This window comes from Pseudoalteromonas sp. T1lg75, from assembly GCF_002964705.1.
Lineage (GTDB): Bacteria > Pseudomonadota > Gammaproteobacteria > Enterobacterales > Alteromonadaceae > Pseudoalteromonas.
The window spans coordinates 9,538-28,692 of sequence record NZ_PQCD01000018.1; the positions used below are offsets into that span (position 1 = coordinate 9,538).

A 19,155-nucleotide genomic window follows, 5' to 3' on the forward strand; every position below is an offset into this window, starting at 1 on the left:
TAATACACCCAAAGGTGAAGAAGGCCGTTAACGGTGAGACCAGCGATGCAATAGTAGAGTGCGGCTATTTTCTTCTTTCTTAATTGCACCAAATAGAGAAGTAATACGGTGGCCGCATCGGCAAGGGACCAGTATATATACATGTAGCGACCCCACTCGAGGTAATAGGTGCTTAAATAAGATAACACCAAGACCACACATAACCCCAAAGGGGACGAGTCGCGTTTTTCCGGGGCTGAATAAGTCACCAAATTGAATAGCAGTGCCATCATCAAGCCCCAATTGATGAACACATTGAAAAGCCGAGCTATGTCCTCAAAACTAAAAAGTAAGAATATTTCTTTTAATGAAAAAGTCATTGTGATTGTTTCTTACTCAAGCCCTAATTGAGGAGCTGATTAACTTTGTTGTATTTGAAAGTTTTGAGAAAATTTACTTAAAAAAGATGATGAGTGGGTTGTAACTCTATGCTTAACGTAGTTTTTAAGAGTAATAAAACCGAAAATATCTTTATCGACAATTAGCACTACTATCATAAAGAAGTCGATAACGTTTACCCCAATTGAGTATACACTCCATAGCCACCACTCCTCTCTGTTGCCTTGGACTGTGATATCTAAATGCATAAATAAAAACAGTAAGGAATTGAGTGACAAGCCAATTATTACATATACAACGCCGGGAGAGACTTTCGATTTACCAATTGTTAATGCTGGAAGAATGATTAAGAGAGTGACTAGGTCATAGATAAACCAAGTCAGATACATATCTGATGTGCTAAAAAAGCCAAAAAAGTGATCGCTAATAAAATACGAGATGAACATGATGATGCTAACCAGGACAAGCTTAAAGTCCTTCTTGGCTTTAAAACCGATCAGCATTAAATTGAAAAGCATAGCCATCAGGAAACCCCAAACTACAAAGGCCCCCATAAATACGCCTATACTTTTTTCAAAATACATCCTTCATCCCGCATTCACTGTTAATTCTCTTTTTTAGGTGGATCTAAAATTACTGTACCACCGCCGCGCTGAATTTCCGCGTTACTTGCGGCTAATGCATCGCTTGATAAAGTTACTGTATCAGATTGTAGCGTCTGAGTGCTAGTAGTTTGCACTGTAGGCTGTTGAGTTTGCTGCTGTAACTTGGTGTAAGCTTGTGCTTGAATTTGTGTGTTGGCATTAACTTGCATAGTTAATCTCCTTTATAAACTAAGTTAAATTTTTATTAACACCAGTGTCAAAATAACACACTTGGTGCTGCTGTCACACTACAAAGAAAAATCTTAGCGACTGATATAGTTAATGCAGAACGCGTGCCAAAGTTAGCAACGCGTTCTCAATTTTAAGCAATTAACTTACAAGGTATCTCGCCTACGGAAGCATGTTGGAGGTAGAAATCCATGGCAACCTCGTCACAGTTCTCCTTGCGCAGGCAGAGTTCACAGTCTTTCATGACCTTTTCCGGTAAGCTGTCTTTACTGCTTTGCTCAAAACCAAGTTTAGCAAAGAAATTGGGTACACGCGTTAATACGATCACCCTTTTCAACGCCAATTTTTTGGCTTTTATCAGCAAATGATCCACCAGCATACGTCCCTGCCCTTTGACACCACATTCCGGGTTTACCCCGAGTGAGCGAATCTCCGCCAAACCGGTATCATAGATATAGAGTGATGCACAGCCGGTGACCTTGCCGTTTACCTCGGTAACAGCGAACTCATTAATCGAGTGCACCATGTCACTTTTAGCGCGCGGCAAATTCTCGCCGACCTTGGCCCAATACTGAATTAACTCGCTGATGGCTTCAACATCATGTAAGTTGGCATCGCGTACCGTAATGCAGTGCTGTTGTTTGGCATGTTTAATGGCGTGCGCCACCTGTTGCGGCGAGGTGCCGCCCAAAGCCTTACGCGCCTGCAAGCAAGCATCCAATTCAAGTACAGGATACACATCCTCGTCAATAACGCTGCTCACCGCTTGAAATTGCTCAAGCGTCAGTTGTTCCAGGTTTTTACCTTCGCCGATGGCCACCTGCACCAATTGACCGACGATATGGTGCCCTTCACGGAAAGGGATCCCTTTAGCAACCAGGTAGTCGGCCAGCTCGGTGGCATTCGCATGACCGCCTTGTGCCGCCGCTCTGGTTTTATCGCCGTTAACCTTAATACCGTTGATGCAGGATTGTGCCATATGCAAACAAGCCAACCAGGTTGGTAGCGCATCGAACAAGCCTTCCTTATCCTCTTGCATATCCTTGTTATAGGCCAGGGGCAAAGACTTAAGCGTCATCATCATGGCACTCATGGCGCCAAAAACCCGTCCGGTTTTACCACGGATCAGTTCCAGGGCATCTGGGTTTTTCTTTTGCGGCATCAAGGACGAGCCCGAGGTGACGTTATCCGCCAGCTCAACAAACCCCGCTTCGCCGGAGTTATAGAAGATCAGATCTTCGGCAAAGCGCGACAGGTGCAGCATGGAAATCGACGCCGTGCTCAATAGCTCAACCACAAAGTCTCTGTCCGACACTGCATCCAAGCTGTTGCGGGTTGCCTGGGCAAAGCCCAGATCCTGCGCCAACAGCTCACGGTCGATGGCATAGGCAGTACCGGCTAAGGCACCGCTGCCCAAAGGACATTGATCCATGCGCTTAACGGCATCTTGTAAACGGCTGGCATCACGCTCAAGCATTTCCATATAGGCCATACACCAGTGACTAAAGAGCACCGGCTGAGCCCGTTGCAAATGCGTATAGCCAGGCAAAACCGTACCGAACTCACGCTCTGCCAGGGCAAGTAGCGACTGCTTGGTAGCAATAAGGGCCTCGGCAATGGTGCTCGCGGTTTGCTTGCACCACAGGCGGAAATCCGTGGCCACCTGATCATTTCGACTGCGCCCGGTGTGCAACTTCTTACCCAGGTCACCTACCTTATTGATCAGCGCCGCCTCAACATGCGAGTGAATATCTTCTTCACCACTGAGCGCGACACTGCCTGGATTAGCCTGAACCTCTTCAAGTAACTCATACAATGCCGCCACCAAACGCTGGTGTTCGTCATCGGTTAACACGTCAACGCGATTTAACGCTCCCGCCCATGCCACAGAGCCAATAATGTCTTGCTCAGCCATCACATAGTCAAACGGCAAAGAATCGTTAAACTGTTTAAATGCTTCATCTGGACCCGATGAAAACCGTCCGCCCCAAAGTGCCATTGCCTTCTCCTACCTTACTTCTTCAACGCCGATATTCTGCTTGATAACGAGAACAAGCGAATAAAGCCTTCGGCGTGTGATTGGTCGTACACATCATCGGCACCAAAGGTGGCGAAATCTTCGCTGTACAGGCTGTTTGGAGATTTCTTCTGCACCGCGACAACCTGACCCTTATACATTTTCAACACCACTTCACCACTGGCAAACTCGGCAAAGGCCTCGGCCGCCGCCAGGATGCTGTCTTTCAATGGCGTAAACCAACGACCGTCATAGACCAGATGCGCAAACTCGCCGCCCAGGGTTTCTTTCCACTTGCGGCTGGCCTTGTCCAGTACCAATTCGTCAATGGCCTGCAGCGCCGCCATCATTACTGTGCCTCCCGGAGTTTCATAACAACCGCGCGACTTCATGCCTACCAAACGGTTCTCGACGATATCGACGCGACCAACACCGTGAGGAGCGGCTAATTCATTCAGTTTCACCAGACACTGATACGGGCTGAGTTGCTCGCCATTTACTGCAACTATCTCACCTTTTTCTAAGCTGATGCTGACCATTTCCGGCTGATCTGGTGCCTGCTCTGGTGAATTGGTCCAGGTCCACACCTGATCGCTTGGCTGACACCAAGGGTCTTCCAACTCGCCGCCTTCATGGGAAATATGCCAGGCATTGGCGTCACGGCTGTAGATCTTAGTCGCCGACGCGGCACAAGGAATATTGCGCTCGGCCAGATAATCCAACAGGGACTCACGGCTGGAAAGATCCCACTCACGCCAAGGGGCGATCACTTTAAGATCCGGCGCCAGAGCGGCAAAACAGGACTCGAAACGCACCTGATCATTACCCTTACCGGTACAACCGTGCGACAAGGCATCGGCGCCAACCTTACGGGCTACTTCAACCTGGGCCTTGGCAATAATAGGACGAGCCATCGAGGTACCAAGCAGATAGGTGCCTTCATAAATAGAGCCGGTTTTCAGCGTCGGATAGATATAATCGGCAACCATTTCTTCTTTAAGGTCAACGATGTGACACTCGGAAGCGCCCGAAGCAATGGCTTTTTCTTCCACGCCCGCCAGCTCTTCTGCGCCCTGGCCCACATCGGCCACAAAGGCAACCACTTCACAGCCGTAGTTTTCTTTTAACCAAGGCACAATTGCCGAGGTGTCCAAACCACCCGAGTAGGCCAATACAACTTTTTTAATAGTGCTCATCTCAAGTCCTTAAAAATTTGGGTTTAATAATGTAACTAACAGGGCGTTTTGTGCATGCATGCGGTTTTCCGCCTGTTGAATAATCTTAGAATAGTCGCTGTCCATCACATCCGAGGTAATTTCAAACTCACGGTGAGCGGGCTGACAATGTAAAACCGTTTGTGCGCCAGTCATATCTAACAGCTGTTTGTTAAGCTGATATGGCATATATTTTTCTTTTACCTGCTCAAGCGGGGTGTTATCGCCCATAGAGACCCAGGTATCGGCATACAGGGCGTTGGCTCCTACCGCCGCTTCAACTCGGTCGCTGACTAGGATAGAAGCGCCCTTGCTGGCAGCGATTTGCTCCGCCTGCTTCACAATTTGCGCATCCGGGCTACTGCCTTTAGGGCATACGGCCACAAAGTCGGTGCCCAAGGTGGCCGCCAACAGCATCAGTGAATGGGTAACATTGTTTCCTTCACCTAAATAAGCCAGCTTAAGTTGGCTTACATCGCCATGCACTTCCTGGAGCGTCAAAAAGTCGGCTAATGCCTGACAGGGGTGGTAAAGATCGCACAGCGAGTTCACTACAGGCTTGGAAGAAAACTCGCCGAGCTCTTCAAGCGTTTTGTGCTGGTTAACTCGAGCCACGATGGCATCGGCCCAGGTGCTGATATTCAGGGCAAAGTCTTTCACCGACTCCCGTGAGCCCATGGCACCATTTTGCTGGTCAAGGTATACCGCATGGCCGCCAAGCTTGTTTATGCCAATATCAAAGCTCAACCGCGTACGCAGGCTCTGCTTTTCAAATAATGTGACGATGGACTTGCCGGCCAGCGCCTGAGCATAATCCTGAGGTTGCGCCTTCATTTTTTGCGCTAAGGATAAAAGCGTTAAAATCTTTTTTTCATCCAACTCTAGGCCGGTAATAAAATCTTGTTTCATGGTGTTATCTACATAGTAATTTGGGTGCCAACATGCTCCCCTTGGAGCAATGCAATAAGGTTTTCTGGCTTTTGCCAGCTGGAGATGTACACACCACGTCGTAAGTGCTGGGCAGCAAGAAGGCTGGTCTTTACTTTGACCTCCATCCCGCCCGAGATAACTCCTTGTGCAATCAAGTCATCGATTTGTGCTTTATCTAGCTGATGCAGGGCTTTGCCCTGTTGGTCCAGTACCGCCTCCACATCCGTCATAAAAATGAGCTCGGCGCCCAGTAACTTAGCGATGGCCGCCGCCGCTTCATCGGCGTTAACGTTGTACCATTTCCCCTGCTCATCAAAACCGATGGAGCTCACCAGAGCGAGCCGTCCAGCATCAATCAGCAGGGGTAAAATTGAGTCAGCACTGGGCACACATTCGCCGACCTGACCCAGGGCTTTTAATTTTTGCTCGGCATTAATGCCCGCCTCAAACAGGCTTAAGCCCACCGGTTGCAGTTTGTTTTTAAGGGCCACGCCCAATAGTTGCTTATTGGCACACCCGGCCAGAGCGCCGACGATATAAGGCATTTGCTCCGCCGGACTAATGCGTAAGCCCTGATGTTTGGCGGTGGCAAAACCGGCGTCATGTAACCAGCGATCCACAAGGGCACCGCCGCCATGGACAACCACGAAATTAGCCTGTTGCTGAGAGCCCAGGGCCACAAAAAGCGCATCGAGCGCCGCGGGATTATTCAATACCGCTCCACCGAGTTTGATTACCCAAGTTTTCTTAGTAGTCATCATGTGTTCCTCATACCAAACCGGTGTTAATAGCCAGGCCCGCATTCAGGTTCATGCACTGCAATGCCTGACCCGAAGCGCCTTTAAGTAGGTTGTCTATGGCGACGCTGACAATCAGCTGTTGCCCTTTTACATGCCAACCGATGTCGACATAAGGCTGATTTTCAATGCCCTTGATGGATGCCACCTGGTTGGCGCCCAATAAGCGAATAAGGGGTTCGTCGGCCAGCACCTGATAGGCACCGCTGACATCATCCAGCGTTACATCGGCATTCAAGGTGGCATAAATGGTGGCCAAAATGCCGCGCTTAAAATTACCCAGGTGCGGTGTGAATAACACCGGATGCTGCAAATACTGTTCGATTTCCGGGGTGTGGCGATGGTTGAACAGGCCATAAGGCGCCAAAGAGACTTCGCAAAAATGGGTGCCGATATTAGCCTTACGCCCAGCTCCGGTTACCCCGGATACCGCATTGATGATCACCTGCTGATCGGCGGCCAATAAACCCGCTTGCTGCAATGGCTTCAGAGCATTTAAACTGGCGGTCGGGTAACACCCGGCCACGGCCACCAGCTGAGCGGTTTTAAGCGCTTCGCTGTGCCATTCCGCCAAACCATATACGGCCTGCGCTAATAGCTCAGGGTGTTGATGGGTGAAACCGTAGAATTGTTCGTATAAATGCGCATCGGCAAGACGAAAACCGCCTGATAAATCAAAAACCTTCAGTCCATGGGCGAGAAACTGGGGAGCCAGATCTACACTGACTTTATGGTCCGTACACAGGCATACGGCATCAGCTTGTGCAGCAATGGTGGCAATGGCGGTATCGTCTATGCCCTGCAACGGCAGATCCACTATGCCTTTGTGCTCTGGATACAGGGCACTGAGGGGTTTATTAAGATCCGCACTGCCGGCCGATACATAACAGCCAACCAGTTCAAAGTGAGGATGTGTTGCGACTAATTTGGCTAGCTCTGCACCGCTGTAGCCACTCGCGCCAATAATTACAATATTCATTAATTACACTCAAAAATCAGAAAGTAAGTAACGGGCGAGATGCCCGACGAAAAAAGCGAGTACACACAAGGGAGTTTGTGAGTACTCGAACTATCGTCGTGACGCTATGCTAAAGAGGTATTGAAGCATTTACTTAACCAATATTTATGCTGAAAATGTGAATTGATATTCACTATAAAGACATTTATATTATTATGCAATAGATATGAATAAATATTTGGAATTTATATGTCAAACCCAGATTTTCTTACGCGCTACCAGCAACTTATTGCCGCCCCCTCGATCAGCTCGCTCGATCCGGCGCTAAGTCAAAGTAACCGCGGTGTTATTGAGTTGCTGGCAACCTGGTGCGAATCCTTGGGTTTTCACAGTGAGGTCATCGAGCTGCAAAGCGCCCCCGGCAAATACAATTTACTGGCCAAACGCGGCAGCGGTGCAGGTGGCCTGATGCTCGCCGGGCACACGGACACAGTGCCCTTTGATGAGGGACGCTGGCAGCGGGATCCCTTTAAGCTTATAGCCGAAGACAACAAGCTCTACGGCTTAGGCAGTATTGATATGAAAGGATTTTTTGCTTTTGTTCTCAATGCCATTACCGAGCTTGATAGCAGTAAACAGCAGCGCCCTTTATTGCTGTTGGCCACCGCCGATGAAGAAACCACCATGGCCGGAGCTCAGGAAGTGGCTCGCTATCCAGATCTAAAACCCGAGCGTTGTATTATTGGCGAGCCCACCGACATGGTGCCCGTGTTTACCCATAAGGGGCATATGACTTCGGCGATTCGCATCATTGGTAAAAGCGGTCATAGCTCGGATCCGGAGCGCGGTATTAATGCCATTGAAGTAATGCATCTGGTGATTCAAAAGCTGCTGAAATTAAAAGAGGAACTAAAGAATAAATATTCAGTTCCTGATTTTGCAATTCCCTACCCGACACTGAACCTGGGTCATATCCATGGCGGCGACAATGCCAATCGTATTTGCGGCTGTTGTGAGCTGCAACTCGATATGCGCCCGCTGCCCGGCCTGAGCATCGCCGAGCTGCAAGCCATGTTGCTTGATGCCACCAAGGACATCAACGCACGTTATCCGGGCTCGGTGGAAGTGTGGGATATGCACGATCCCATTCCGGCCTTTGCCGGTACCAAGGACAGCGCCCTGGTCAAATTGGCGGAAAAGCTCTCTCAGCAACCGGCGGTCGCCGTTAACTACTGCACCGAGGCGCCCTTTATCCAACAACTGGGTTGTGAAACCATAGTGATGGGGCCTGGCTCCATTGAACAGGCGCACCAGCCCAATGAGTATCTGGCCATGGAACGCATTGCCCCTTCACAACAGATCATTAAAGAGCTTATCTATCAAAGCTGCTGGTAAGCCAAACCCTAAAACACAGGCATAAAAAAAGCCCCTCAATGAGGGGCTTTGCTATCTAATCAACAAGATTCAAAGATTAGTTTAAGCCTAGCTTCTTAAGCTCGCTTTCAACCATTTTTGCAGAAAGTGGTACATAGCCGTCTTTCTCAACAATCTTTTGACCGGTTTGTGAAAGTACCATTTTGATAAACTCGGCTTCGATTGGCGCAAGCGGTTTATTTGGGTGCTTGTTCACGTAAACGTATAGGAAACGTGATAGTGGGTACTTACCAGTAGCAACATTTTCTAACGTTGCATCTACGAACTTATCGCCTTTCTTCGCTAGAGGTACGGTACGAACACCCGATGTTTTATAACCGATGCCCGAGTAACCAATCGCGTTCACTGATGACGAGATTGACTGTACTACAGACGCAGAACCAGGTTGCTCGTTTACGTTGTTACGGAAGTCACCTTTACAAAGTGCTTTCTTCTTGAAGTAACCGTAAGTACCTGATACCGAGTTACGGCCGTAAAGCTGGATGTCTTTAGCAGCCCAGTCACCTTCTAGACCTACTTCACCCCAACGATTCACTTCTTCTGATGCACCACATTTACGAGTAGATGAGAAAATAGCATCTACCTGGTCGATACGAAGACCTTCGATTGGGTTGTCTTTGTGTACGAATACGGCAAGCGCATCAATCGCTACACGGATTTCAGTAGGCTTGTAACCGTGACGCTTTTCGAATGCTTCAATTTCTTTCGACTTCATCTTACGGCTCATAGGGCCAAAGTTAGCCGTACCTTCGGTCAATGCCGGTGGCGCAGTAGATGAACCAGCCGCTTGGATCTGGATATTTACGTTAGGGTAAATACGCTTATATTCTTCGGCCCAGAAAGTCATCATGTTGGCTAAGGTATCAGAACCTACTGATGAAAAGTTTCCAGAGATGCCGCTTGTTTTTTCATACTCTGCGATAGCTTTATCTGTGGCCATCGCCTGACCTGCAGTTAGGGCACTAACAGCAACGCCCATTGCAGCAACTAAGTTTTTAAATTTCATTGGGTTCTCCAATTTGTGTGTCCCATGTTTCAACTGCGACCATTGTGCAGCGACAAAATGACAGTTAGATTACTCGAAAATGACACTTTTATGACTTTGCCGAAAGTGGAGCATTTTGATTATTTGTTACTATCCAGCTCGGCGCAAAAGCAAACCAAAAACACGACCCCTTACCCACGGTGCTTTCTATATGCAGCTGTGAATCATGGCGTGATAACACGTGTTTGGTAATGGCCAGACCCAGTCCCGAACCACCTGTCTTACGGCTGCGGGCCTTATCAACACGATAAAAGCGCTCGGTTAAACGATTAAGGTGCTCGGGGGCAATGCCCTCACCGTTATCGCTGACGCTAAAGTGGGCGTAGCCATCCTTGCGCTGCCAGCACACGGTGATCTGCCCACCTTCTGGGGTGTAATGCACGGCATTGAAGACCAGGTTTGAAAAGGCACTGCGCAATTCATCGGCGGCACCGAGAATATCGAGCTCCGCGTCCACCTCAAAGACCAGGGTATGGCCCTTATCCTGATTCAGCGACTGCGCCTCGGTATGAATTAATTCCAACATCTGCGGCACATGCACCGGCTTATCGTTGTCGTGCTTACGCGCTCCTTCGATACGGGACAAAGACAACAGCTGATTGACCAGCGAGTCCATGCGTTGACACTGCTCTATCATGGTGCCATGCGCCTTATTCCACATCGCTGGCGGCGGCATATTGTCACCATCCATCATTTCCAGATAGCCGGTCACCACGGTCAGCGGCGTACGCAGCTCGTGGGACACATTGGCGACAAAGTCTTTACGCATCTGCTCAAGCTGTTTTAAACGGGTAATATCGCGCACCACCATCATGATCTGTGATTGCGCATAAGGCATCACCCTAAACTCCAGCACCTGTTCGCCATTGTGGGCTATGTCCAGCTCCAGGGCTTCTTCATAGGCCCCCTCGGCCATATAACGGCTGAATTTAGGATGGCGGATCAGGTTATCAATACGCTGACCATGATCGGTGGGCCATTGCAGTCCTAATAATCTCAGTGCCAATTGATTACACCAGACGATGCTGAAGTCCCGCTGCAGCACGATCACCGCATCGGGCACTGCCTCGGCGCCTTCGCGAAAACGACGAATTAAATCCGCTAACTCATTTCGCTTTTTGCGGTTGCGCTGTTGCAGGTGGTAGATCCCTTCAAAGACTTGCTCCCAGGCCCCTTCCCCTTCGGGAGGGTTAAAGCTGCGCTGGTTTATTAACCAATCGCTAAGACGATAAAGTTGGCGATAATGCCATAACAAGAGGGTAAAGGCGCCGAGGAAAAGAAGCAAAAAAGGCGCGCCTACAAGCACGCCTATCAGCACCAATGGTAAGAAATACATAAACAAACGCTTGGTTAAGGTTCGCTTATTAACTACTCGATACATACAATATCTCTGCTCTATGCCTGGCTAGGCATAAACCTACTCATCCATGAAAGTAATTGATGGCAGGCTAAACCTTACTGGAAAAACGATAACCGGCGCCACGCACAGTTTGTACTAAACGATCATGGCCCATGGGTGAGATCGCTTTACGTAAACGACGAATATGCACATCCACCGTTCTGTCTTCAACATACACATTTGTGCCCCACACATGATCAAGCAATTGCTCGCGACTGTAAACGCGCTCAGGGTGGGTCATAAAGAAATGCAATAAACGGAACTCGGTCGGACCCATATCCAATTCACTGCCCTGCGAGGTAACGCGGTGTGAAATAGGATCTAGGCGTAAGCCATGCACCTCGATGGCCTCTTCCAATGACGTAGGTGCCACACGGCGAATAACGGCTTTAATGCGCGCCATAAGTTCTTTCGGCGAGAAAGGCTTAGTCACATAATCATCGGCACCGACCTCCAGGCCTCGCACCTTATCTTCTTCCTCACCACGCGCGGTCAGCATGATGATGGGGATCTGGCGAGTGTGTTCGCTTTGCTTAAACTTTTTGGCAATTTGAATACCACTGCCACCTGGAAGCATCCAATCAAGTAGCACCATATCAGGGTAAGGCTCAACCATGGCCGCTATCGCAGAGTCGTAATCTTCAGCTTCGATAGCCTGAAAACCATTCTGTTCTAATACAAACACCAGCATTTCGCGGATTGGTGCCTCATCATCAACAACAAGAACTTTACGTGACATTCCATTTATCTCTAATCAGTTTCATTGGACTGATGTCATTATTATGACTTTTTGTGACAGTTTTATGAAAGACTACACCCTTAATGGTGATCTCGCAAAAATCCTTTTGATCCGCAGGGATCAGCGTTTTACTAAGCGAGCTTGGCAGGATCAGATTTGTACTAAGCAGGCTATTAGGGATCAATATTTTACTAATTGATCCCACCAGGGATCAGTTTTATACCAAGTATGACTAAGCCCTCTTCAACTAACCAACTGATAATTGCTCACTTCTTAATCAGCGCATCAAGCCTGAGCGCGGCAATCGATAAAATATTGATCCGAAAACGCCCCCGTGTTGATAAAAATCTGATCCCAAGGATCCTTCCTTGATAAAACCTTGATCCAAAAAAGCCCCGTGAAACACGAGGCTTTTTATTGGACTAAGTCGCTAAAATTACTTAATTTTAGGGCTTAGCTCACCGCTTAGGTAACGTAGGTGCATGTCATCAAGCGAGATAGGCTTGATCTTGCTCGCCTGACCCGCTGTACCGAATGCTTCATAACGCGCCACACAGATCTCTGTCATGGCTTTCGTTGCTTCGGCAAGGAACTTACGTGGATCAAAGTTCGCTGGGTTCTGAGCCAAGTGACGACGAACCGCACCTGTTGAAGCCAAACGCAGATCCGTGTCGATGTTTACCTTACGAACACCGTGCTTGATACCTTCAACGATCTGCTCCACTGGCACACCGTAAGTTTCAGGGATCTCACCGCCGAACTCGTTGATCACCGCTAGCCATTCTTGTGGAACCGACGACGAACCGTGCATTACTAGGTGCGTATCAGGAATACGGCTGTGGATTTCTTTGATGCGGTCAATCGCAAGAATATCGCCCGTTGGTGGACGAGTGAACTTGTAGGCACCGTGTGAGGTACCACAGGCGATCGCCAGCGCATCAACACCGGTTTTAGCAACGAAGTCTGCCGCTTCTTCCGGATCGGTCAGCAGTTGGTCGTGAGATAGTTTACCTACCGCGCCAATACCGTCTTCTTCACCCGCTTCACCGGTTTCCAGTGAACCTAGAACACCTAGCTCACCCTCAACAGATACGCCACAGGCGTGGGCCATTTCTACGGTGCGACGAGTTACGTCTACGTTGTATTCATAAGATGAAGGCGTTTTACCATCGTCAAGCAATGAGCCATCCATCATGACCGATGAGAAACCAAGCTGGATAGAACGCTGACATACCGCCGGTGAAGTACCGTGGTCTTGGTGCATTACTACCGGGATGTGTGGCCACTCTTCGATTGCCGCCAAAATCATATGGCGAATAAAAGGGGCACCCGCGTATGCACGCGCGCCGGCTGAACCTTGCACAATAACCGGGCTGTTTGTTTTATCGGCCGCTTCCATGATGGCACGCATTTGCTCTTGGTTATTTACATTGAAGGCAGGTACGCCGTAACCAAATTCCGCCGCATGGTCGAGAAGTTGACGCATACTGATCAAAGCCATTTCGCTTATCTCCAATTTTTGATAGCACCAGACTATCGGGTTTTTTGAACGGGATGATGCTTGGCTTTACCAAAGGTTTTACCAAGCGGAGCCCTAAGCTCCAAACACAAGGCCGGCGAAAGTGAGAGGCCGGCCTTAGAGTATCTTATTGTTTTGCTCGCTCTTCTAGCATAGCAACCGCAGGTAGTTTTTTCCCTTCCAGGAACTCCAAGAAGGCACCACCACCGGTAGAGATGTATGAGATCTTATCAGCCACATGATATTTATCAATGGCTGCTAGAGTGTCACCCCCCCCGGCAATCGAGAAGGCATCCGACTCGGCGATCGCTTTGGCAATGCTTTGAGTGCCGTTACCGAACTGGTCAAACTCAAATACGCCAACCGGGCCATTCCATACAATGGTACCGGCTTTGGCAATGATATCGCCAAGCTCTTTCGCCGTGTCTGGGCCGATATCGAAGATCATGTCTTCATCGGTCACTTCCTGCACGTCTTTAAGCTGAGCAACGGCCGATTCCGAGAACTCGTTACCAACCACTACATCAACAGGCACCGGAATATCGCCGCCGTTAGCACGGGCTTTCTCGGTTAGCTTTTGCGCTTCGCCAATCAGGTCTTGCTCATATAAAGATTTACCTACCGGGTGACCGGCTGCAGCAATAAAGGTGTTAGCGATACCGCCACCGGTAACCAATTGGTCCACTACATTTGATAGTGAATCAAGGACGGTTAGTTTGGTTGAAACCTTAGAACCACCAACAATGGCCACCAATGGACGTCGTGGGTTATCAAGGGCCTTACCTAGCGCGTCTAATTCCGCAGCAAGCAATGGGCCTGCACAGGCTACAGGCGCATGCATACCCACACCGTGGGTTGAAGCCTGAGCGCGGTGTGCGGTGCCGAATGCGTCCATTACGTACACGTCACATAAAGCGGCTAATTGCTTCGCCAGCGCTTCATCGTTGGCTTTTTCGCCTGGATTAAAACGCACGTTCTCGAATACCACCACTTCGTTGTCAGCAACGTCGACGCCATTTAGGTAATCTTTGGCTAAACGAACATCTTGCGACAGTTTGTCGTTAAGGTAATCAACAACCGGAGCCAGAGAGAATGCTTCATCGTATTGGCCTTCTGTAGGACGGCCCAGGTGCGACATAATCATCACCTTAGCGCCCTTGTCTAACGCCAATTGAATGGTCGGCAAGGCGGCACGTAGACGCGCATCAGAACTTACCTTACCATCTTTAATAGGCACGTTTAGATCTTCACGGATCAATACGCGTTTGCCTGCTAAATCCAAATCCGCCATCTTAATGACCGACATTCTCATCTCCTTAGTTATACGTTTTATACAAAGTTAGATGCTTATTTTTGCATCCACGCAGCCGAGGTATCGAGCATTCGATGAGCGAACCCCCACTCGTTGTCACACCATACTAGTAGTTTTATCAAACGTTTATGACTAACCCGTGTCTGTGTACCGTCGATGATGCAAGAATGTGCATCATGGTTAAAATCGACCGACACCAGAGGTTCTTCGGTATAGTCTAAAATGCCTGCTAAGCGCCCGTGCACCGCCTTGGCAATGGCTTGATTAACATCACTGAGCGAAACATCGCTATTGACTGTCACGCTCAAATCCATGGCGGTCACATTAATGGTCGGCACGCGCACCGCAATGGCCTCAAAGCGGCCATGAAATTTAGGTAAAATGCGTTCGATGCCACGCGCTAATTTTGTATCCACCGGAATTATAGACTGACTTGCGGCACGTGTACGGCGCAAATCGTCATGATAGGCATCGATTACCTGCTGATCATGCATCGAGGCATGAATCGTGGTGATAGCACCGGACTCGATACCGAAGGCATCGTCCAGCACCTGGATCACCGGGACGATACAGTTGGTGGTACATGAGCCATTGGACACTATGGTCTGCTGGGCATTTAATTCATGATCGTTAATGCCATACACTATGGTGGCGTCGACATCGGCATCAGCAGGTTGTGAAAACAACACCTTCTTGGCACCGGCATGCAAGTGTTTTTGCGCATCAAGACGAGAGTGATAGACCCCGGTGCACTCAAGCACAATATCCACCTCGTGCTGCTGCCAGGGCAAGGCAGAGGCATCTTCTTCACAATAAAGGGCAATCTTGTCGCCATCGACGATCAAGGCCTGCTCGGCGAGCTCCACGGGAAAGGCAAAACGCCCATGGGCCGTGTCGTATTTTAGTAAATGAGCAATGCCTTCTGGCTTAGCTAACTCATTGATCGCAACAATTTCAAATTCGCTGCGGCGTCCGCTCTCATATAAAGCTCGTAAAATATTGCGACCGATGCGGCCAAAGCCATTAATTGCCAGCTTAATTGCCATAACTACAGACTACCGCCTTGAAAAGTTGCCCAAATGCAGGTCTTAAAAGAATGGCCGCTATTGTAATAGACCTAGGCCTTGAGTGTAAGGGGGGAGTATAAATAAAAACCGCTGTGACTTAGGTTGTAAACCTGTGTGGTAGACAACCTAAGCTTATCCTCGGCCCTAAGACAAACCGCCAAACAGGGTAAGTAAGGCGATTAATGCTAAGAAGAAGAGCACATTACGTTTTACCAAACGCATCATACACTGGGCTTCTATAGTGCAGCCATAGTGCTCAATCTCAATTTGTTCGGCGGCCAAGGCGGTTTCGGTGATCACCTGGCGGTTTGACACCGAGAAATCGAGCACGTGGCGCAACCAACATTGGGTACCCTTGGAAAAGTTACCTATCACCAGATAACCTAAGCTGGCCACCCGAGCTACCGGCCACTCAAGCCAGTAGAGGATTTTACCCAGGGCGTGATGCCAGGGCGACAGCTCATGCTCTGTTTGTTCACTGAAATCGTGAAAGCTGCGCACCAGGGCATAAAACAAGGCCCCCGCCGCCCCGAGAAAAACAAACCAGAAAATAACCGTACAGTAAAAACGAAAGTTCACCCAGGCCAGGGTTTGCGCAAAGGTTTCACCATTTTCTTCATCTTCGGTGCGTTTTTGTCCCATTTGCAAGGCGTACAGAGTGGCCGCTTCGCCATCATCCCGAGTCAGGGCATTTAAATACCCCTTGTAATAGCCGCGCAGAGTGGCGCAACCGAAACAGGTGAGCACCACTGTGGTATTCACCAGCAACTGCCACAGGACAAAGTCACTGAGATTAGCCAGGGCAAAAACCAAGGCACTGGGGATCAATAACCACAGGATCATTCCAGCTTCTTTACCAAGGCCGCTAAAACGTTTGAGTAGCGAAACGCTTTGCCCTTGATACCAATGGGCATAGGTGGCAATTTGCCAGTTCTTTGAGCGCGCTCCGAGGCGTTCGGCGATAAGCGCAAATATGATAGCGATCAGAGTCATAGCGGCAATAACTTAACTTATATTTCCTTTAGTCTATCGCAATTACCGCTAAATGTAAGGTCAAAAAAGTATGTCCAATCAAACGCTTCGCCCGGATCTGTCTTACGTCCAGGGGCTATATCACTGTGCCCGACAATGCGCTCGCGGGTGATCTGCGGGTAGCGTTGTATGATGGCCAGGGTCAGTTGCGCCAGGCTCTGATATTGGGCTGGGGTGTAATCACTGTGGTCTGTGCCTTCAAGCTCAATACCTATGCTGAAGTCATTACAGCGCTCACGCCCGGCAAATTGTGAGACGCCCGCATGCCAAGCCCGCTCGCTAAAGGGGACGTATTGGCGCACCCGCCCCTGGCGGTCAATTAAACAATGGGCCGACACCCTTACCCCTTGCAAGGAACTAAAACTGGGATGGGCATCACAATCGAGGCAACCGGCAAACAAGGCATCAATATGGGGCGTGCCGTACTGTCCTTCGGGTAAGGAGATACAGTGGATCACCAGCAGTGACACTTCCCCTTGTGGTCGCGCATCAAAATGCGAGCAGGAATACTGCCGTGCGTGGGCGTATACCCCTTGTTCATTAATTGCCATAATCCTTCCCCTACAGCTTTACCGCCATGGTAAAAGTCTAGGGTTGATGGCGCAAGGGCAAAGCAGGTGAAAAGTCACAGATGCCGTGAGGATCAACCGTTACCAGCTCATTATTACGGTGTAATACCGCCAATTGCGGGGGCGGGCAATCGGTCCGTACAAAATCCAGCTGGAAGCCCAATTTGGTCAGGCTGTATACCTTATTAACCTGCTCACCTGTGAGCCTGGCGAAGTGTTGATTGAAGGTTCTTTTACCGTGACGGCGCTCCGTGCCCACTAGCTTTGTTGTTGCCATAATGTCCATCCTTTAGACGTTAGCTTGACCTTTAAGCATAGAGCAAAAAAAAGCACGGGCAAAATCCGTGCTTTTTTCTGTGACTGAAAGAACCTGGTCGGGCACTTACTCGGCGCGCTGTTCGCGCCCTAGCAAAGCCATGGCGGCTTCTTTCACGTCTTTGTTTTCATACAGCACCTGATAGATTTGCTCGGTGATCGGCATCTCGATACCACAGCGCTTGGCCAGCATATAGACTTCTTTGGTATTTCTATAGCCTTCAACCACCTGGCCGATTTGCTGCTGCGCCGCTTCCACATCCAGGCCCTGCCCTAAGGCTAAACCAAAGCGTCGGTTACGCGACTGGTTATCGGTGCAGGTCAGGATCAAATCTCCCAACCCGGCCATCCCCATAAAGGTTTCCGACTTGGCTCCAAGGGCACAGCCCAGGCGACACAATTCGGCTAAACCTCGGGTGATCAGCGCGGTACGGGCATTGGCGCCAAAACCAAAGCCATCAGAGATACCTGCACCTATGGCGATGACATTCTTGACCGCACCACCAAGCTGGATACCAATAAAGTCATTATTGCGATACACCCTGAATGAGCGACCACAATGAAGCAGACTAGATAAACGCTCGCAGAAGCTATCGCTGGTCGCCGACACCGAAATCGCCGTGGGTAATCCCGCGGCCATTTCTTTAGCAAAGGTAGGCCCAGACAACACCGCCAGTTCCACCTTATCGCCCAGTTTTTGCGTGGCCACATCTTGCAATAAGCGCCCGGTTTCTGGCTCAAGGCCCTTGGTTGCCCAGGCAACCTTGGCGTCGCTGCGCAACATAGGGGCAATGGTTTCCAACAGCCCGGCAAAGGCATGGCTGGGAACCACCACCAAAACGATGTCGCTGCTTTGCACCGCTTTTTCTAGCGAGCTTTCAAGGGCCAAGGTTTCAGGGAAAGGGATATCGCCGAGATACTGTTCATTTTTGCGTTCGCGAGCGAGCTTTTCGACTTGCTCGGCGTCACGGCCCCATAAGGTCACCGGATGGCCGTTACGGGCGAAACAAATAGCAAGGGCGGTGCCATAAGACCCCGCCCCTAGAACAGTAACAGCTGAAGGTGCTTTTATGCTCATAACTTATGCGTCAGCTTGTTGTGCTTGCTCTGCAGCACGTTGCTGCATGTATTGGGCAAATAGCGCGTCAAAGTTAACTGGAGCCAGGTTCAACTGTGGGAAAGTACCACGGTTAACCAGGTTCGACACGGCCTCACGAGCATAAGGGAAAAGTACGTTCGGGCAGAAAGCGCCAAGCATATGTGCCGTTTGTAACTCTTCTAGTTCACCGATAGTGAAGATACCAGCCTGTTGGATTTCACATAGGAAAGCCGTTTCTTCGCCGATAGTCGCGGTTACTGTGAGTGCCAACACCACTTCATAGATGCCGTTCTCTAGCTTGTTTGAACGCGTATCAATGTCTAGCTTAACTTCTGGTTTCCACTCTTTTTGGAAAATAGCCGGTGAGTTAGGCGTCTCGAAAGATACGTCTTTAGTGTAGATACGTTGAATTGAGAATTGCGCTTGTTGTTCTTGTGCTGCGCCTTGATTTTGCTCTTCCATTGTCGTTCCTATCAATCTGTTGATGGTACTGAGCCG

General features: G+C 49.4%; 19 protein-coding genes. 1 reads left to right on the forward strand and 18 read right to left on the reverse strand.

Annotation, left to right across the window (positions count from 1 at the left end; translation table 11 throughout):
* Positions 1–398: 398 nt before the first annotated feature.
* From C2M36_RS04595 to argC, 7 genes are all read right to left on the reverse strand, one after another.
* Complete coding sequence (locus C2M36_RS04595) at positions 399–962, reverse strand: hypothetical protein (RefSeq protein WP_105253908.1); 564 nt, start codon at positions 960–962, stop codon at positions 399–401.
* A gap of 20 nt (positions 963–982) precedes the next feature.
* Complete coding sequence (locus C2M36_RS04600) at positions 983–1,192, reverse strand: hypothetical protein (protein ID WP_105253909.1); 210 nt, start codon at positions 1,190–1,192, stop codon at positions 983–985.
* Positions 1,193–1,344: 152 nt separating this feature from the next.
* Entirely contained in the window at positions 1,345–3,210 is a 1,866-nt protein-coding gene (argH, locus tag C2M36_RS04605) for an argininosuccinate lyase (protein WP_105253910.1), read from the reverse strand.
* A 14-nt stretch (positions 3,211–3,224) separates the two neighbouring features.
* The gene (locus C2M36_RS04610) at positions 3,225–4,424 is read right to left on the reverse strand and encodes an argininosuccinate synthase (protein WP_105253911.1); all 1,200 of its coding nucleotides are present in this window, start codon (positions 4,422–4,424) and stop codon (positions 3,225–3,227) included.
* Positions 4,425–4,433: 9 nt separating this feature from the next.
* On the reverse strand, positions 4,434–5,351 hold the full coding sequence (locus tag C2M36_RS04615; protein ID WP_105253912.1) for an ornithine carbamoyltransferase: 918 nt from the start codon (positions 5,349–5,351) through the stop codon (positions 4,434–4,436).
* An 8-nt stretch (positions 5,352–5,359) separates the two neighbouring features.
* Positions 5,360–6,130: an acetylglutamate kinase gene (argB, locus tag C2M36_RS04620; protein WP_105253913.1), complete on the reverse strand. Its 771-nt coding sequence runs from the start codon at positions 6,128–6,130 to the stop codon at positions 5,360–5,362.
* Positions 6,131–6,140: 10 nt separating this feature from the next.
* Positions 6,141–7,148 (reverse strand): N-acetyl-gamma-glutamyl-phosphate reductase, encoded by a 1,008-nt coding sequence (gene argC / locus C2M36_RS04625; RefSeq protein WP_105253914.1) that lies wholly within the window; start codon positions 7,146–7,148, stop codon positions 6,141–6,143.
* 228 nt (positions 7,149–7,376) lie between these two features.
* On the opposite strand from argC, the gene argE reads away from it, so the two are divergent.
* Entirely contained in the window at positions 7,377–8,522 is a 1,146-nt protein-coding gene (gene argE / locus C2M36_RS04630) for an acetylornithine deacetylase (RefSeq protein ID WP_105253915.1), read from the forward strand.
* 76 nt (positions 8,523–8,598) lie between these two features.
* Here the strand turns inward: argE and C2M36_RS04635 are convergent, their stop codons facing one another.
* The 11 genes from C2M36_RS04635 to secB form a co-directional block, all read right to left on the reverse strand.
* Positions 8,599–9,567: a PstS family phosphate ABC transporter substrate-binding protein gene (locus C2M36_RS04635; protein ID WP_105253916.1), complete on the reverse strand. Its 969-nt coding sequence runs from the start codon at positions 9,565–9,567 to the stop codon at positions 8,599–8,601.
* Positions 9,568–9,655: 88 nt separating this feature from the next.
* Complete coding sequence (gene phoR / locus C2M36_RS04640) at positions 9,656–10,987, reverse strand: phosphate regulon sensor histidine kinase PhoR (protein WP_105253917.1); 1,332 nt, start codon at positions 10,985–10,987, stop codon at positions 9,656–9,658.
* 67 nt (positions 10,988–11,054) lie between these two features.
* Positions 11,055–11,744, reverse strand: a complete 690-nt coding sequence (gene phoB, locus C2M36_RS04645) for a phosphate regulon transcriptional regulator PhoB (RefSeq protein WP_105188390.1) — start codon at positions 11,742–11,744, stop codon at positions 11,055–11,057.
* A 436-nt stretch (positions 11,745–12,180) separates the two neighbouring features.
* The gene (gene fba / locus C2M36_RS04650) at positions 12,181–13,245 is read right to left on the reverse strand and encodes a class II fructose-bisphosphate aldolase (RefSeq protein ID WP_105213364.1); all 1,065 of its coding nucleotides are present in this window, start codon (positions 13,243–13,245) and stop codon (positions 12,181–12,183) included.
* A 145-nt stretch (positions 13,246–13,390) separates the two neighbouring features.
* A complete protein-coding gene (locus tag C2M36_RS04655) occupies positions 13,391–14,569 on the reverse strand; it encodes a phosphoglycerate kinase (RefSeq protein WP_105253918.1) in 1,179 nt (392 codons plus the stop codon).
* Between the two features lie 41 nt (positions 14,570–14,610).
* A complete protein-coding gene (epd, locus tag C2M36_RS04660) occupies positions 14,611–15,621 on the reverse strand; it encodes an erythrose-4-phosphate dehydrogenase (protein ID WP_105253919.1) in 1,011 nt (336 codons plus the stop codon).
* A gap of 165 nt (positions 15,622–15,786) precedes the next feature.
* Positions 15,787–16,635 (reverse strand): beta-lactamase regulator AmpE, encoded by an 849-nt coding sequence (gene ampE / locus C2M36_RS04665; protein ID WP_105253920.1) that lies wholly within the window; start codon positions 16,633–16,635, stop codon positions 15,787–15,789.
* Positions 16,636–16,652: 17 nt separating this feature from the next.
* A complete protein-coding gene (ampD, locus tag C2M36_RS04670; protein WP_105253921.1) occupies positions 16,653–17,225 on the reverse strand; it encodes a 1,6-anhydro-N-acetylmuramyl-L-alanine amidase AmpD in 573 nt (190 codons plus the stop codon).
* Between the two features lie 37 nt (positions 17,226–17,262).
* Positions 17,263–17,520, reverse strand: coding sequence for a hypothetical protein (locus C2M36_RS04675; protein ID WP_105253922.1), 258 nt, complete (start codon positions 17,518–17,520; stop codon positions 17,263–17,265).
* A gap of 105 nt (positions 17,521–17,625) precedes the next feature.
* Positions 17,626–18,636, reverse strand: a complete 1,011-nt coding sequence (gpsA, locus tag C2M36_RS04680) for an NAD(P)H-dependent glycerol-3-phosphate dehydrogenase (RefSeq protein ID WP_105253923.1) — start codon at positions 18,634–18,636, stop codon at positions 17,626–17,628.
* A 3-nt stretch (positions 18,637–18,639) separates the two neighbouring features.
* Positions 18,640–19,119, reverse strand: coding sequence for a protein-export chaperone SecB (gene secB / locus C2M36_RS04685; RefSeq protein WP_105253924.1), 480 nt, complete (start codon positions 19,117–19,119; stop codon positions 18,640–18,642).
* Positions 19,120–19,155: the final 36 nt, after the last annotated feature.